15 protein-coding genes are annotated in these 15,002 nt (G+C 62.0%); 8 read left to right on the forward strand and 7 right to left on the reverse strand.

Going from position 1 to position 15,002, the window contains the following annotated elements:
• Positions 1 to 212: 212 nt before the first annotated feature.
• Positions 213 to 1,223 (reverse strand): AraC family transcriptional regulator, encoded by a 1,011-nt coding sequence (locus ACZZ0Q_RS07235; RefSeq protein WP_463560413.1) that lies wholly within the window; start codon positions 1,221 to 1,223, stop codon positions 213 to 215.
• 142 nt (positions 1,224 to 1,365) lie between these two features.
• Between ACZZ0Q_RS07235 and ACZZ0Q_RS07240 the strand changes: the two genes are divergently transcribed.
• Positions 1,366 to 2,262, forward strand: a complete 897-nt coding sequence (locus ACZZ0Q_RS07240) for a TauD/TfdA dioxygenase family protein (RefSeq protein ID WP_463539567.1) — start codon at positions 1,366 to 1,368, stop codon at positions 2,260 to 2,262.
• On the opposite strand, the gene ACZZ0Q_RS07245 is transcribed toward ACZZ0Q_RS07240, so the two are convergent.
• From ACZZ0Q_RS07245 to ACZZ0Q_RS07270, 6 genes are all read right to left on the reverse strand, one after another.
• The gene (locus ACZZ0Q_RS07245) at positions 2,259 to 2,468 is read right to left on the reverse strand and encodes a hypothetical protein (RefSeq protein ID WP_463539566.1); all 210 of its coding nucleotides are present in this window, start codon (positions 2,466 to 2,468) and stop codon (positions 2,259 to 2,261) included. The genes ACZZ0Q_RS07240 and ACZZ0Q_RS07245 overlap by 4 nt on opposite strands.
• An 11-nt stretch (positions 2,469 to 2,479) precedes the next feature.
• On the reverse strand, positions 2,480 to 4,537 hold the full coding sequence (locus ACZZ0Q_RS07250; RefSeq protein ID WP_463539565.1) for a pyridoxamine 5'-phosphate oxidase family protein: 2,058 nt from the start codon (positions 4,535 to 4,537) through the stop codon (positions 2,480 to 2,482).
• Positions 4,538 to 4,588: 51 nt separating this feature from the next.
• Positions 4,589 to 5,218, reverse strand: coding sequence for a glutathione S-transferase (locus ACZZ0Q_RS07255; RefSeq protein ID WP_122493714.1), 630 nt, complete (start codon positions 5,216 to 5,218; stop codon positions 4,589 to 4,591).
• A 130-nt stretch (positions 5,219 to 5,348) separates the two neighbouring features.
• Positions 5,349 to 6,263, reverse strand: a complete 915-nt coding sequence (locus ACZZ0Q_RS07260; protein WP_463539564.1) for a LysR family transcriptional regulator — start codon at positions 6,261 to 6,263, stop codon at positions 5,349 to 5,351.
• A gap of 4 nt (positions 6,264 to 6,267) precedes the next feature.
• Entirely contained in the window at positions 6,268 to 7,182 is a 915-nt protein-coding gene (locus ACZZ0Q_RS07265) for a LysR family transcriptional regulator (RefSeq protein ID WP_463539563.1), read from the reverse strand.
• Between the two features lie 66 nt (positions 7,183 to 7,248).
• Positions 7,249 to 8,133, reverse strand: coding sequence for a LysR substrate-binding domain-containing protein (locus ACZZ0Q_RS07270; protein WP_463560415.1), 885 nt, complete (start codon positions 8,131 to 8,133; stop codon positions 7,249 to 7,251).
• A 158-nt stretch (positions 8,134 to 8,291) separates the two neighbouring features.
• Here ACZZ0Q_RS07270 and ACZZ0Q_RS07275 point away from each other — a divergent pair, with 158 nt between their 5' ends.
• From ACZZ0Q_RS07275 to ACZZ0Q_RS07305, 7 genes are all read left to right on the forward strand, one after another.
• Positions 8,292 to 9,410, forward strand: a complete 1,119-nt coding sequence (locus tag ACZZ0Q_RS07275; RefSeq protein ID WP_463539561.1) for a trans-sulfuration enzyme family protein — start codon at positions 8,292 to 8,294, stop codon at positions 9,408 to 9,410.
• 19 nt (positions 9,411 to 9,429) lie between these two features.
• Complete coding sequence (locus ACZZ0Q_RS07280) at positions 9,430 to 10,317, forward strand: transporter substrate-binding domain-containing protein (RefSeq protein ID WP_463539560.1); 888 nt, start codon at positions 9,430 to 9,432, stop codon at positions 10,315 to 10,317.
• 21 nt (positions 10,318 to 10,338) lie between these two features.
• Complete coding sequence (locus ACZZ0Q_RS07285; protein WP_463539559.1) at positions 10,339 to 11,085, forward strand: amino acid ABC transporter permease; 747 nt, start codon at positions 10,339 to 10,341, stop codon at positions 11,083 to 11,085.
• Positions 11,082 to 11,768, forward strand: a complete 687-nt coding sequence (locus ACZZ0Q_RS07290) for an amino acid ABC transporter permease (RefSeq protein ID WP_463539558.1) — start codon at positions 11,082 to 11,084, stop codon at positions 11,766 to 11,768. The genes ACZZ0Q_RS07285 and ACZZ0Q_RS07290 overlap by 4 nt, the downstream gene beginning before the upstream one ends.
• 187 nt (positions 11,769 to 11,955) lie before the next feature.
• Positions 11,956 to 12,381 carry a helix-turn-helix transcriptional regulator gene (locus tag ACZZ0Q_RS07295; protein ID WP_463539557.1) on the forward strand — a complete coding sequence of 142 codons (426 nt, stop codon included), beginning with the start codon at positions 11,956 to 11,958 and terminating at the stop codon, positions 12,379 to 12,381.
• A 92-nt stretch (positions 12,382 to 12,473) separates the two neighbouring features.
• On the forward strand, positions 12,474 to 12,860 hold the full coding sequence (locus ACZZ0Q_RS07300) for a DUF2946 domain-containing protein (protein WP_463539556.1): 387 nt from the start codon (positions 12,474 to 12,476) through the stop codon (positions 12,858 to 12,860).
• An 89-nt stretch (positions 12,861 to 12,949) separates the two neighbouring features.
• Complete coding sequence (locus ACZZ0Q_RS07305) at positions 12,950 to 14,986, forward strand: TonB-dependent receptor (protein WP_463539555.1); 2,037 nt, start codon at positions 12,950 to 12,952, stop codon at positions 14,984 to 14,986.
• The last annotated feature ends 16 nt before the right edge of the window (positions 14,987 to 15,002 follow it).

Here is a 15,002-nt window from a genome sequence, read left to right on the forward strand (position 1 = left end):
TGGAACAGCAATTCTCTAATTTCGTTTGCAGGGTTCGCTAGCAAGCTAGCTCCTACGGCGCAGCGTCTTGGTTTGGAATCCGCGTATTCGAACAAAACTAATCTCGGCCAATCGCAACGCCGCCCAGCAGCTCTCAAAGTCGATCACCGATCCCTGTAGGAGCGGCTTTAGCCGCGATTCCTCAAAACAACAATCGCCCCGAAACACAACCCTCAATTCCCCCCACCCACGCGCTGCCAATATCCCGGCGAATACCCGGTCCACCGACTAAACGCCCGTGAAAAACTCGCGGCTTCCGCGTACCCCAATCGCTGCGCCACAGCGTTCACGTCCAGCCGCGATTCGCTCAGTAGCCGTTTGGCCAGGCGCTTTTTTATTTGTTCGTTCAGTCGCTGAAACGAGTGCCCTTCACTGGCCAAACGTCTATGCAAGGTGCGTTCAGAAAGCCCTAGGCGTTCGGCGACGGTGTGGCAGGCGAGCAGGGTGTCGGGGTGGGCCATGAGAATGGTTTGGACTTGGCCGGCCGTGGGGCCGTTGGTTTGTGGGTGGGCGATTTCCTGGCATTGCGCTTGGCACCATTGTTCGCCCTGTAGCTGGGCGTCGATGTGGGCTTGGGGCAGGGGGCTTTGCAGTTCCTGGGTGGAGAACAGAATGCCGTCGCGCTCGGTCGACACGCTCACGCCGTAAGGGAACGCGCTGTGCGGTACGGCGCCGCTGGCAGTCATTTCCACGGCCAGGGGGGTGGCTTGGCGTTTGAGCAGTTCGCTGGTGATTTGCAGCGAGCCGGCCAGGCCGCGTTCGACGACGAAGGCGCAGGTGTCGCGGGGCAATACGCTGGAGTCGAACAGCAGCCACATGCCGCGGCGGTCGCGTTCCAGGCGGGTGGGGCAGAGGGTGAGTGCCATCAGTTGGAAGCGGCTGAAGGAGGCGAAGGCTTCGAGCAGGGTGCGGCTGGCGAGCATGGTGAAGCCGAGCAGGCCGAGTGAGGTTAGGTGGTAGCGCTGGCCGGCGAGAAAGCCCAGCCCGGGGCGGTCGCAGTGTTCGAGCAGGTTCCGGATGACGGCGAGTTCTTGCCAGGCTTCGATCTGGGCGGTGCTGGTGTGCACGTCGGCCAGGCGGATGGCGCTGCCTTTCAGGCAACTGTTGGCGTCCAGCCCTTCGGCCTGGGCGGTGTCGAGCAGGTAACGCACGCCGGTCAGGGTGCGGTGTTGGCGCCAGTTCATGGGGCGACCCTCTTGTTGTTATGGCATTTCTTATAGTCCAACCGCTGGCAGTGTTCATCATGAAATGGCAGGAATGATCATGGAGCCGCCTGCTTCGCCGTCTCATGCTGGGGCCACCTGATCGCAGCGAGAACAACAAAAAATGAGCGAATTCATCTACACGCTACCCAGCAGCAATCCACCGGGCCGTTATGAACATTTCAGCGCGACGCCCACTACCGGCGCGTTGGGCGCCGATGTGGAAGGGCTGGATTTACGCGCCCTCAACCCGCACGGTTTTGCCGAGTTACGCCAGGCACTGCTCACTCACAAGGTGCTGTTTGTTCATGGCCAATCGCTAAGCGTCAGCGACCTCGAACGGGTGACGCAGCAGTTCGGTGAGTTCGGCCGCGAGCCTTACGTCACGTGCATGGAAGACCATCCCCACGTGGTGCATGTGGTGAAAGAGGCGGACGAAAAAGCGCCGTTCGTGTTTGGCGGCGCCTGGCATACGGACTGGACGTTTCAGGAATGCCCGCCCGCTTTCACGTTGCTGTACGGGCACGACATTCCGGCCTACGGCGGCGACACCTGTTTCGCCAATTTGGCGCTGGCTTATGAATGGCTGTCGCCGGGCATGAAGGCGCTGTTGGCGCCGCTGGAAGCCGAGCACAGCCCGGAGCGCGCCTACGGGAAAAACGCCAACCACAACGCGCTGCTGGAGAACATGCAGATCCGCTACGGCAGCGATGCCTCGCACGAGGCGCGCAGTCATCCGCTGGTGACGCGCCACCCGGAAACCGGCAAGCAGGTGTTGTTTATCAACCCGGCCTACACCTCGGGCATCAAAGGGTTGCGTCCGCCCGAAGCGCAGCCGTTGCTGGATTATTTGTTCAGTCTCGCCACCTCGCCGGCCTTCACCTGCCGCATGCGCTGGCGCAAGGGCACCTTGGCGATCTGGGATAACCGCAGTACCTGGCATATGCCGATTTCCGATTACCACGGTATGCGCCGCGAGATGTTCCGCACCACGGTAAAGGGCCAGGCGCCGACGCGTTAACGCTGGGCGAACATACCGGCGAACCACTCGCGCAGGCGGGCCAGTCCGTCGGGGATGAAAGGCCGCGTCTGGCATTCATAAGGCGAAACAAGCTGCGGCAGCATGTAGCTGAGTTCGCGTTCCGAGCTGGTGCAGGGCAGCGCGGCGGGTTCCTCGCTGGGATCGTGCCATGGCGACACGGCGTCGTTGAAGGTCAGTGTGCGCATCACGCGTCTCCTTAAAGGTCCAGAACCAGCGGCTGAACGCCGTTTTCGCTGTCGGCCGGCACGGCGCAGCAGATCAGCACCATGTCGTCGTCGGGCAATTGGGCGGGCGGGTTGGGGTAGTGCACCTGACCGCTGATGCGCCGGGTGCGGCAAGTGCCGCATGAGCCACCGCGGCAGCTGAAGTCGGGGTTCAGGCCACGGCTTTCGGCCAGTTCCAGCAGCGTGCCGCTTTGCGGGGTCCAGCGTGCTTCTTTGGCGGAGTTGGCAAAGTACACCGGCACAGGCGCGGTGGCAGGTGGCGGTTGCACGAGCGTGGCGCGCTGCTCGTCGCCCTGGCGGCGCAAGGTTGAGGGGCCGAACGCTTCGGCATGAATGCGCGCGTCGGGGATGCTCAGTTGGCGCAGGCCGTCGTAAATATCCTGGGTAAAACTCGCCGGGCCGCAGAGGTAGAAGTCGTAATCGTCGAGCGGCAAACGGGCTTTAATCTGGGCAATGCTCAGCCTGCCGGCCAGTTCAAAATCCACGCCCAACGTCCCTTGTTCGCCGGCAGTGCTCAGGGCGCGCGTGTGCTGGAACAGGCCATTGGCGCGCTGTTGAAGGGCTTGCAGTTCCTGCTGAAACGGCAGGTCGGCCAGGCTTCTACCGCCTTGAAAGAGAAACACGGGCTGTTGCCGTTGCCCGCTGTCGATCTGCGCGACCAGTTCGCGGGCCATGGACAGCAGCGGCGTAATGCCGACGCCCGCGCCAATCAACACCACCGGCCGCGCGGTGTCGGTTTTCAAGGTGAAGCTGCCGAGCGGGTGGCGAATGTCCAGCACGTCACCGGGGTTTAGTTGCTCATGCAGATGCCGCGATGCCGGGCCCTGGGCTTTGACGCTGATGCGCACATGGCCATCGGCCGGCGCGCTGGACACGCTGTAGGTGCGCACCACGCTGTCGCCATTGCCGAGGTGCAAGCGCACGGGAATATGTTGGCCGGGCAGAAAACTTACGGCGCCGCCGTCCACGGCCTCCAAGTACAGCGAGCGAATGTCGTGGCTCTCCTGTTCCACACGGGTAATGCGCCACGGGTGCCATTGCTTACGCGCTTCGGTCTGGCGCAGGCGCTGGTTGGCGTCGGCCCAGGTGCCGGTCATCAGGCTGGTGGGCGCGAAGCTCTGGAACTGCCAGCGCAGTGACAGCGCTGCCGGGCGCCGCACCACCTGCTGCACGTCGAAGGTCCACAGCCGTTCTGCGCCTTCAAAGGCGGTGATCAGCGGGCTTTCCAGCACCAGTTCGGTATGACCGCTCAGTTGCAGCACATCGCCGGTGGTGAAGTCGACAAACAGCAGCCCGGCTTGCGGGTTGGTTTGCAGGTTGCCCAAGGTGTTGAAGTGCAGATTTCCGGCGTAGTCGGGAATGGTCAGGCGGTTGCCTTGAACCTGAATAAACCCCGGCCGGCCGCCACGGTGCGACACATCCACCGAGCGCTGACCGTCGTCATGCACCACGTAGCTGGCGACGAAAAAGGTGTCGGCGTTGGTGATCACGGCTGTGGCGTCGGCATCCAGTGCGGTGAAGTCCTGACGTGCCGGTTTGCCGGCCGCGTCATCGGCAACGCGGGTGTAGGCGCGCTGTTGGATGTACTGCGGGCAGTTGCCGAAGGCGTGCTCCACGGCGATATCCAGTTGCTGCGCCGAGGCGTGGGTGATTACGCCATTGATGCGGTTGCGCCGCCGCGTATGCAGTTCAATGCCCAGCAGGCCCAGCGCGTTGCCGGCCTGCAGGCCAGAGGCGGCGGGGTCTTGCGGATCCAGCGTGGTGGTCAGGCTCAGTTGCTTGGCATCGGCGGAATGGGCAAAGCCAGGCTCGCCTTCGAGCAGGGTCGCCCAGGGTCGGCCGGCATCGTCCACGGCGCCGACAATCATGAACGGCAGCTGCTGGTAAAACTCGCGGTGCTGGTCGGGCATGTAGTCGCGAATAAACTTCTGGCCGGCGACTTCCATGCGCTCGAGCACACCCACTTTCTGCTGCAGAACGCGTTCGCCATCATGCCAGGGCGAACGGCGGTGTTTGGGCAAGGTTTCCATGGGCGATCCTCCTTGTGAGCTGCCGGGCTGACCGGCAGCGGGGCGCGACGATCAGTTGGCGAGCAAGCCGGCGGCGGTCGGCGGCATCGGCACAAAGCCTGGCAGCGCTTCAACCCGTGCCAGCCAGGCGCGCAGGTTGGGGTAGGCCTCCAGCGACACGTTGCCCTCTGGCGCATGGGCGATGTAACTGTAGTTCGCGACATCGGCGATGCTCGGCTCGGCACCAGCCAGGAAGGCGGTATTGGCCAGTTCCCGTTCCATCATGGCGAACAGCGTGTGGGCGCGGTTGATCACTTCCTCGGCATTGAACGAGGCGCCGAATACCGTCACCAGACGCGCCGCTGCCGGCCCGAATGCCACTTGCCCGGCGGCCACCGACAACCAGCGTTGCACGCGCGCGGCGGCAGCCGGTTCTTCACTCAGCCAGCGGCCTTCGCCGTAGGTTTTCGCCAGGTACACCAGAATGGCGTTGGAGTCGGCGAGCACCGTGCCGTTGTCGTCGATCACCGGCACCTGGCCGAACGGGTTGAGCTTGAGAAATTCCGGTTGCTTGTGCGCGCCTTTGGCCAGGTCGACGAACACCACCTCGGTCGGCAGGTTCATCAGCGACAGCATCAGCTGCACGCGGTGGGCGTGGCCGGAAAGGGGAAAGTGGTAAAGGGTGATCGGCTGCTGTGGCATGGGGTGCACTCCGCTGGAGGGGCGTCGACTGAATGTGACGCTGTGCAGGCATGCTGCGCCCGCCGGCCGTTGAGCAGAATCGCCACGCCGGGCAATGCAGAATTTCAGTTTGTGAAATAACCGGCCGCGTTCAAGGGCGAAAGGCCGGATGGGCGCGCAGGCGCGGGGCGATAAAGTCGATAAAGCTGCGCACCCGCCCGTTGGCTTTGCGCCTTTCGCGGTAGGTCAGGTGCACGGGCAACAGCGGCGCCGGGAAGGCCTGTAGCACCGGTTCGAGTAAACCGTTATGCAGCTCGTGGTGAGCTTCGTAGCGCAGGCAACGAATCAGCCCCAACCCGCATACCGCTGCCTGAATGGCGCCTTGTTGCGTGGAGCAGGTGAGCACCGGCGCGGTTCTTGCCGAGCGCGTCCCGCCCTCAACAGGCAGGCGCCACTCCGAACCCTGGCCGGTGGCGCTGGCCACCAAGGTGCGGTGACTTTTCAAGTCTTCGGCGCTCGCGGGAATGCCCCATTGCGCGAGGTAGGCAGGCGCTGCGCAGATGATCGGCCGCACCTCGCCGACCTGCACGGCAAAGCCGGATGAGTCGGGAAGATGGCCCACCACCAGCGCCACATCGATGCCGTCATCAAGCAGCTTGGGCAGGGTTTCGCGGGCCTGGGTCAGCAGCTGCATGTCGGGGAAGGCGTCGAGGTAATCCACCGCCAGCGGCATAAAAACCTGGTGGGTCATCAGCAGCGGCATCGACACCGTCAGCCTGCCCACGGCATCGCTGTGCAGGCCGCTGGCCGAGCGTTCGGCCTCGGCGGTTTGCGCAAGAATCAGTTGGCAGCGCTCGGCAAATTGCTCGCCCACCGCGCTCAGGGTCACACCGCGTGGGCTGCGCTTCAACAAGGTGGCGCCCAGTCGTGTTTCCAGTGCCGCCACCGTGCGCATCAGGGTGGCGGTGGACACTTTCAGCTCACGCGCCGCCGCTGCCAGGCTGCCCGTGCGGGCCACGGTGGCGAACGTGTGCATTTGTTGGTGGCGGTTGGGCAGCGCGCGCATAGCGTTACGAGCCGCTGAGCTGTTGCAGCGCCGGGTCGTTTACCAGGCGCTCGTAGCAATGGTCGACAAAGGTGCGCACCTTGGCCGACACCTGTTTGCCGCTCTGGTACACCAGGTGCACAGGGATGGGCGCGGTGGCGAATGCGCTGAGCACAATTTCCAGCTCGCCCTTGGCGACCGCTTCGGCCACTTGGTACGACAACACGCAGGTAAACCCCCAGCCCATGCGTGCGGCGTTGATGGCCGCCTGGTTGGAGCTGACCACCAAACGCGGCTGCGGCGTCACGCTCTGGCTGCCATCCGGGCCATTGAAATACCAATGCGCTAACAAGGTGCTGGCCGACGACATCACCACCTGCGCGCCGAGTAAGTCTTCCGGCTTTGTCGGCCTGCCCACACGCTCGAGAAAGGTAGGCGCGGCGCACACCACCGGGCGAATGTCGCCGACCTTCAAGGCGTTGAAATTGCCTTCGGGCAACTGGCCGATGCGCAGGCCGACGTCTACGCCTTCTTCTGCCATGTGCACCAAGCGATCGACCAGCAGCGCGTTAACCGACACCTGCGGGTGCGCGGCGAGGTAGCTGGTAATCAGCGGAATCACGTAAAGCTCGCCGAACATCACCGGCGCCGTCACGGTCAGGTTGCCGCGCGCACGCAGGGCGCTGCCGGCGGCCAGTTCCTCGGCTTCTTCAAGCTCCAGCAGGATGCGTTTGCAGTCTTCCACATAGCGCCGCCCGGCTTCGGTAAGCCGCAGGCTGCGGGTGTTGCGCGCCAACAGCACGGTGCCCAGCCGGCTTTCCAGCGCAGCGATGGCGCGGGTGGCGCTAGGCGGCGACATGCCCAGCAGCTTGGCGCCACCGGCAAAGCTCTCGGCCTCGGTCACGGCCAGCAGCACCTTCATTTCCTGAAATCTATCCATGACGACATCCGGCTTGGCGAGTAGCAAAGAGTAGGGGGTTGCAGCGGTATTGTCCGCAGGCCGCCGTCAGTGGCCAGCCAGGTGCCGCTCGGCAATGCTTACCAGCAAATTGCCCGGCGCCGAAAGCGGCGCCGTGGCGCTGTGGATCACCAGCGTATTGAAGTAGATGTCTTCTTTGAGCGGCAGCAGTTTCAGCCCCGGCCACTCGAACGCTTCCAGGGCGATAGGGTCGACAAGCCCGACCCCGGCGCCGCTGACCACCAGCGAGGCGATGGTCAGCGTGTACGGCGTTTCAATGGTGATGCGCAGGGCCTTGCCGGCTTCGGCCATCACGCCATTGAGAAAGCGTTGGGTCGAGTCGGTAGACGACAAGCCCAGGTATGAATAGTCGGCCAGGCCCAGCACCGACACCTCGCTCATCGCCGCAACGGGATGATCCACCGGCACCGCCAACAAGGCGCGGCGCCGGGCGATGCTGCGGGCGACGATGCCGTGGGTGTCGATCTCTTCGGCGGCAAAACCGATGTCGCAGCGGCCGCTGGCGATCAATTCGCGCACCTCGTTGGAGGAGCAGATATCCAGGCGCACCGACAAGTCCGGCAACTGGCGCTGCAACTCGGCAAGAAACTTCGGCATCGGCCCATAGGCCATGGCCGGCAAGCAGGCGATGGAAAGCAAGCCGCTGCGGCCTTCGCGCAGGCTTTTGGCTTTTTTCTCCAGCTGATCCATACCGGAGTAAAGCTTTTCTACGTCGACGAATAACGACTTGGCTTCCGGCGTCGGCCGCAGCCGGGACGACTCACGTTCGAACAGTTTGAAGCGCAAGTTGCTTTCCAGCTGCGCAATCAAGCGGCTGACCACCGGCTGCGAGGTGTGGATCATTTCGGCGGCGCGCACGGTACTTCCAGTGACCATAACCGCCCGAAAGGCCTCGATTTGTCGCGGGTTCATCGCTTACCTATATCAATAATGAATTGATGCAAGACATCTTCGCATTGGAAGTTATACGTGCAATGCGTCAATTTCGGAACCCTAAGAACCTGGCACGCCAAAGGCCCTCCGTGAAATCACTCTTTCTGCCCGCTGACCTTCGCCCCATTCGCGCGCTAATGCCCGAATTCACGGCGCTGAATATGTCGGTGCACCATGCGTCCACGCTGACCTACACCTCGGCGCGCAGCTTTTTGAATCGTTCGGAGCGCATGTTCGACGGCTTCAGCTACGGCCTTTACGGCACGCCAACCGGCCGGGCGCTGGAAAAGCAGATAGCGACCATTGAAGGCGGCGAGTTCAGCTTGTTGGTGCCCTCGGGCCTGGCCGCCGTCACGCACCCGATGCTGGCGCTGCTCAAGCAAGGCGACCACGTGTTGCTCGCCGACTGCGTGTACGGGCCGACGCGGGATTTGTGCACCTCGCTGCTGGCGCAATACGGCATCACCCACACGTTTTTCCCGGCGGATGCGGCCACCATCGAACCCTGGCTCACCGATTCCACGCGCCTGGTGGTGCTGGAGTCCCCGGGCTCTTACACCATGGAAATTCAGGACATTTCGGTCATCTCAGCACAAGCGCACAAGAACGAAAGCCTGGTGTTGATGGATAACGCATGGGGTTTTGGGCAGATCAATTGCTTCGAGCATGGCGTGGACATCGTCAGCACCGCGCTGTCGAAATACGCCAGCGGCCACTCCGATGTGTGCATGGGCGTGTGCACGGTGAAAGACCGCAAGCTGTTCGAGCGCTTGAAAACGGCGTTCATGGCGCTGGGCACCGGCGTTGCGGCGAGCGACGCATACCTGGTATTGCGCGGCCTGCAGACGCTACCGGTGCGTCTGGCCGAGCACGCCAGACGCGGTTACCACATCGCCAAATGGCTAATAGGCGTGGACGCCGTGGAGCAGGTATTTTTCCCGGCACTGGAAAGTGACAGCCAGCATGAGCGCTTCAAGCGCTACTTCAGCGGTGGCAACGGTGTGATCAGTTTCACGCTCCGTGAAACCAATCAAGCCCGCATCGAGCGCTTCGTCGATAGCCTGAAGCACTTCCAGATCGGCGCCAGTTGGGGCGGTACCCAAAGCCTGGTGGCCTTGGCCAACATCAGCGCCAGCCGCACCTCGGTTCCGTGGAAACAATCGCCATGGATCGTGCGTCTGCACATCGGCCTGGAACCATTGGACCTGTTGCAGCGCGACCTCGAAGTGGCGCTGGCAACGCTTTCGAAGAAATAAAACTGGGGCAGGATCAACGATGAAAACGGCTTTGGCATTCGCTGCGCTGCTACTGATTGCACCACTGGGCTTGGCACAGGCGGCCGGCACGTTGGACAAAATCAAAGCGACCGGTGCCATTACCCTGGGCACCCGCGAAGCCTCGACGCCGTTCAATTTCATCGACGACAACGGCAACCACGCAGGCTTTGGCTGGGAGATTTCCCAACGCATCGCTCAACGTGCGCAGCAAGAACTTGGCTTGGACACGTTGCACATCAACACCCTCAACCTCACGCCGCAAACCCGAATTCCCCTGGTGGCCAACCAAACCGTCGACCTGGAATGCAGCTCCACCACTAACAACACCGAGCGGCAGAAACAGGTGGCGTTCTCCAATACCTTTTTTGTCGTGGGCACGCGGCTGTTAACCCGCAAAGATTCCGGCGTTAACGACTTCGCCGACCTGGCCGGCAAGTCGGTAGTGGTTGAAGCTGGCACCACCTCCGAACGCCTGCTGCGCACGTTGAACAGCGAGAAAAACCTCGACATCCGCATCCTGTTATCCAAAGACAACATCTCCAACTTCACCACCGTCGAGACGGGCCGCGCGGTGGCTTCGATGGGCGACGACATCATGTTCTACGGCAACATCGCCACCGCGAAAAAGCCCGAGCTGTGGACTGTAGTCGGCACGCCGCAGTCGCTCGAAGCCTACGGCTGCATGCTGCGCAAGGACGATCCGGCGTTCAAGAAGCTCGCCGACGAGGTGATTGTCGGTATGCAGCAATCTGGGGAAATGCACCAGCTCTATGACAAATACTTCAACACCCGAATCAACGTGAAAGGCGGCTTGGAAATACACGCACCGCTGTCGGCCGAAAACGCGCAGCTCTACCAAAATCCCAACGACCGGGCGCTTCAGTAAGCCTGTCAGGACCGCACGTTTATGAACTACAGCTGGGACTGGAGCTTCTTTCTCAAACCGTCCATCACAGGCGAGGGCCTGTATGGGCTGCTGCTGGCTGAGGGCGTGCTGTGGACGCTGGCGCTGTCGTTGTTGTCGTGGGGCTTGGCGCTGGGGCTGGGCACGCTCACCGGCATGGCCAGGGGCTCGGCCAACAAGGCCGTGCGCTGGAGCGCGGCGGTGTATGTGCATTGCTTTCGCAATACGCCGCTGCTGGTGCAGTTGTTTCTTTGGTACTTCGTGGTGCCGGAGCTGTTGCCGACAACGTGGGGCGACGCGCTGAAGCAGATGAACCCGATGCTGAACCAGTTCCTCAGCGTGGTCATGTGCCTGACGCTGTACACCACGGCCGGCGTGGCAGAGCAGGTGAGGGCCGGCCTGCAATCGGTGTCGGCGGAGCAGGCCATGGCGGCGCGGGCCATGGGGTTTGGGCGGTGGGGCGTGTACCGGTTTGTGCTGCTGCCGCAGGCGTTTCGCGTGGTGCTGCCGTCGTTGACGTCGGACTTTATGAACGTGTTCAAGAACTCGGCGGCGGCGCTGACCATCGGGTTGATGGAGCTGACCGGCCAGAGCCGGCAGATCAGCGAGTTTTCCGGTCAGCCGTTTGAGTCGTTTATTGCCGCCACCCTGATTTACATGGGTATCACCTACGCCGTGGTGCTGCTGATGCGTCATCTGGAAGCGAAAACCGCGTTGCCCGAACTGCGCGAAGCCGGGGCGCTGCGGTGAGTTACGAATTTGATTGGAGCGGCATCGTGCCGGCGCTGCCTTATTTGTGGCAGGGCTTGCAGACCACGCTGCTGCTGGTGGGCGTCGCGCTGGTGCTGGGTTTTTCGCTGGGCTGCGTGCTGGCCGTGGTGCGGATTTATGGCCCCCGGCCGTTGGCCAAACTGGCGGCGGGCTACGTCAATCTGTTCCGCGCCATTCCGCTGATTTTGACGATTTTCTGGATGTTTTTTCTGATGCCGTTTGTGCTCAGGGCAATCACGGGCAACCCCTATCTGACGGTGGGGGCGATGTACTCGGCGATTATCGCGCTGGTGCTGGCCGAGTCCGCCTACTTCTGCGAAGTGGTGCGTGCCGGCATCAACAGCGTAAAGGGCGGGCAGATGGCAGCCGGCAAAGCGTTAGGCATGAGCACCCTGCAGTGCCTACGCCTGATCGTGATGCCGCAAGCGTTGCGCAATATGAGCCCGGCCCTGGTCAGCCAAACCATCGGGCTGCTCAAAGACACGTCGCTGGTGTATGTCATCAGCCTTAACGACTTTCTCGCCGCGGCCGGGCAAATGGGCCAGCGCAATGGCCAGTTGGTGGAGTTCTATTTGTTTACGGCGGCGGTTTATTTAGTGCTGTGCAGTGCCGGAGTCGTACTGGTTAATTATTTACAGAAGAGGAATCGGCAAGTGATTTGAATGTGAGAAAAGCGGTTTCGAAATAGCCGTTTTGAAACAACAAACAAGGATAAGTAAGTCAATAACGAGCGCCGCGCTAGCCAGCAGCGGACGCCAGCAACACCGCGGCTCGCAAGTCAGTCGCCTTTAACTTTCTGCCCAATTATTTGTGCACCCAATCCTTATATCCATTTCAGGAGAATCTGTTATGGCGAGTCTTTCGCGCGCCTATGTTTTGCCCACGGCTGATCATTTTGACCAGTCCAAACAGACTCAAGTAATCGGTGGTTTAGCGCCTTGGCGCGAACGATTGGCTAAACAGATGATTGCGGAAAACCTCGGTTGTCGATTAACCGTTCCGCAATTGGCCGAGGCCTGCGCCATGTCGCGCAGCCATTTTTCCAGGGCCTTCAAACGCACCACCGGCTTGTCGCCGCAAGAATGGATTCACCAGCAGCGCATCGCCCAGGCCAAGCAACTTATCGCCCACTCGGACAAGAGCCTGACCCAGATCGGCGCTGAATGCGGCTTCTGCGACCAGGCGCATTTCTGCCGCACCTTTCTGAAAACCGAAGGCACCAACCCAAGCACCTGGCGCTCCGGTACGGCGGCGATTCAATACGCGTCGATGTAAACGCAGGGTAGGGCGCACGCATTCCACCTGCGGCAATTGCGCCCACGGCGCTGCCTGTTCGATGCCGGAGCGCGGTGCTAGAGTCGCGCCCCATGAAAATGGCCCGCCACACTCGCTCACTGACTGCATGGATGCTGTACGCCAGCGTGCTGTTCAGTCTGTTCGCGTGCGGTATTCATCACGGCCAGATGAGCGCGCTAAACCTCAGCGGCCTGGGCGGCGGCTTCTGCTCGGTGTCGGCAGCCAGCGGTGCAGGCGTGGAGCTGACCGGGTCGGATTCGCAGAGCGTGCACCTCGACCAAGTCAGTTGCCCGCTGTGCTCCTCGTTTGCAGCGGCGGTGGCGGTTAATAGCAGCGCCTGGTCGTTGGATTACATCCCCGCCCGCAGCATCGCGCCCATCGTCGTTCGCAGCTTCGCGCAACCGCCCCCGCGCCACGACTGGCCCTCGCTCAACCCCCGCGCTCCACCCATCGCCTGAACTGCCTCACGCGCCTTGCCGCGTTTTGTTGACGTGCCGTTTCGCAGGAAACGCGCACCCGCTTATCTGGCTTTTCAGGATTTCATTCGATGGCTTATTCGCCTGTGTTTTTCCGCTCATTCGGCGGCCTGTTTCTGCTCGTTCCCGCCTTCACTTTTGCCGCCACACCGGGCGATTCAACCCTGACCCTCGGCGCCGTGAACGTCACTGCGCCCGATGCCGGCCCGCTGGCCAGCCGCAATATTCTCAGCTCAGTCGATGTGGTCGGCAGCGACATCATTGAAAAGCAGCCGGTGCAATACAGCTGGGAGCTGTTCAACCGTGTGCCGGGCGTGATGCTTACGCAATTCAACCAGGGCACCACGTCCGGCAAGTTGTCGTTTCGTGGCTTCAATGGCGAGGGCGAAGTGAACGCCGTGAAGCTGCTGATCGACGGCATTCCCAGCAATACCAACGACGGCAACATGCCCTTTATCGACATGGTGTTCCCGCTGGATATCGACAGCATTGAAGTGGTGCGCGGCACCAACGACCCGCGCTACGGCCTGCACAATATCGCCGGCAACGCCAGCATCAACACCCGCATTGGCGGCAGCGAGGGCAAGCTGCGGGTGCGTTACGGCAGCTTTGATACCCAGGAAGTGCAGGTGGTCAAAGGCCTCGAAAGCGGCAACTGGAGCCAGAACTATTTCCTCGCCTACCAGCAAAGCGACGGCTACCGCGACCATGCCAACGCCGACCGCCAGAGCTTCGCCGGCAAGTGGTTTTACACGGCCGATGAAGACGCCTGGCGCGCCGGCTTGATCCTGCGCCACTACCAGGGCGACGCCGACGAAGCCGGTTACCTGAACCGGCGCGATGCCCACGATCACCCGCGCGACTCCTACGCCAACAACGCCACCGACCAGGGCAACCGGGAAATGAACCAGGCCAGCCTGCACCTGGATTTCAACCTGGAACACGACCTGTCGTGGGCCAGCAAGGCCTACCTTAATACCTTTAAAGACGAGCGCTGGACCCAATACTGGCGCAGCGTTTCCCAGCAGGAACGTGTGGCCGATGAACGTCAGTACGGCGCCCTCAGCACTCTGACATGGCGCCCGGAAGTGGAATACCTGCATGGCTTTGCCCTGGAAGGCGGCGCCGATGTGCAGCGTCAGGAAAACCAAAGTCGCCGCTACCGCACCACGCAGCGCGTACGCAGCGCGCAAACCCGTGATCAGCAGTTCGACCTGGATGTGGTAGGCGGTTATGTGCAGGCGGTGATTGAGCCAGTCGAGTCGCTGAAAATCATCCCGGCGTATCGGGTGGACAAGGTCTACGGCGACTACAGCAACGAACTCACCGGCGAGCGCGCCGACGTCAACGACTACGGCCTGATCCGCCAGCCAAAACTCAGCGTGGTCTACGCCCCGTGGGAGCACGCCAGCCTCTACGCCAACTGGGGCCGTAGCTTTCAGATCGGCGTGGGGTCGGCCAGCTACCGCCTGGCCAGCCAGCGCGACGACCTCAACCCCTCGATCAACGACGGCTGGGAAACCGGGCTCAAATTCAACCCGGCGTCGTGGCTCGACGGGCGCATCGCCTACTGGGAACAAAAGGCCTCGGACGAGGTGCAACGCAAACTCAACGATGCCGTCGGCGACTCGGAAAACATCGGCGAAACCCTGCGCCGTGGCTACGACATTCAGGTCAATCTGTACCCCACTGAGGCTACCAGTGTGTGGCTGTCGTACTCGCGGCAGTTCTCGGAAATTCTCAAACCCAACCCCAACCTGCCCGCCAGCAAAGGCCAGGAAATGGACCACGTGCCCCATCACCTGTATGCCTTGGGTTCCACCTACCAGGCCAGCGAAGCATTGCAGCTGTCCGCGTGGGTCAACGGGCAAAGCGACTACTACCTGGAACGCACCAACAGCACCGGCAAGTACGGCGACTTTGTGTTGCTCAACCTGGGCGCCACCTACCAACTTAGCGCTGAGGTGAGCATCGACCTGCAACTGAAAAACCTCACGGATCGCTACAGCGAATACGTGTGGTACGACGCCACCGCCAGCGTGCAGCAGTCATTGCACGCGCCGGCTGATGGCCGTGCGGTGTATGCGGGGCTGACGGTGGATTTCTAACGCGTGTTGCTGCGGT

It is taken from the genome of Pseudomonas sp. AC070, from assembly GCF_979258635.1.

Coding starts and splice junctions, on each gene's coding strand:
- ACZZ0Q_RS07235 (WP_463560413.1), bottom strand. CDS start 1,223: ATGAACTGGCGCCAACACCGCACCCTGACCGGCGTGCGTTACCTGCTC.
- ACZZ0Q_RS07270 (WP_463560415.1), bottom strand. CDS start 8,133: ATGAACCCGCGACAAATCGAGGCCTTTCGGGCGGTTATGGTCACTGGA.
- ACZZ0Q_RS07295 (WP_463539557.1), top strand. CDS start 11,956: ATGGCGAGTCTTTCGCGCGCCTATGTTTTGCCCACGGCTGATCATTTT.
- ACZZ0Q_RS07300 (WP_463539556.1), top strand. CDS start 12,474: ATGAAAATGGCCCGCCACACTCGCTCACTGACTGCATGGATGCTGTAC.
- ACZZ0Q_RS07285 (WP_463539559.1), top strand. CDS start 10,339: ATGAACTACAGCTGGGACTGGAGCTTCTTTCTCAAACCGTCCATCACA.
- ACZZ0Q_RS07255 (WP_122493714.1), bottom strand. CDS start 5,218: ATGCCACAGCAGCCGATCACCCTTTACCACTTTCCCCTTTCCGGCCAC.
- ACZZ0Q_RS07280 (WP_463539560.1), top strand. CDS start 9,430: ATGAAAACGGCTTTGGCATTCGCTGCGCTGCTACTGATTGCACCACTG.
- ACZZ0Q_RS07275 (WP_463539561.1), top strand. CDS start 8,292: ATGCCCGAATTCACGGCGCTGAATATGTCGGTGCACCATGCGTCCACG.
- ACZZ0Q_RS07250 (WP_463539565.1), bottom strand. CDS start 4,537: ATGGAAACCTTGCCCAAACACCGCCGTTCGCCCTGGCATGATGGCGAA.
- ACZZ0Q_RS07305 (WP_463539555.1), top strand. CDS start 12,950: ATGGCTTATTCGCCTGTGTTTTTCCGCTCATTCGGCGGCCTGTTTCTG.
- ACZZ0Q_RS07245 (WP_463539566.1), bottom strand. CDS start 2,468: ATGCGCACACTGACCTTCAACGACGCCGTGTCGCCATGGCACGATCCC.
- ACZZ0Q_RS07260 (WP_463539564.1), bottom strand. CDS start 6,263: ATGCGCGCGCTGCCCAACCGCCACCAACAAATGCACACGTTCGCCACC.
- ACZZ0Q_RS07240 (WP_463539567.1), top strand. CDS start 1,366: ATGAGCGAATTCATCTACACGCTACCCAGCAGCAATCCACCGGGCCGT.
- ACZZ0Q_RS07265 (WP_463539563.1), bottom strand. CDS start 7,182: ATGGATAGATTTCAGGAAATGAAGGTGCTGCTGGCCGTGACCGAGGCC.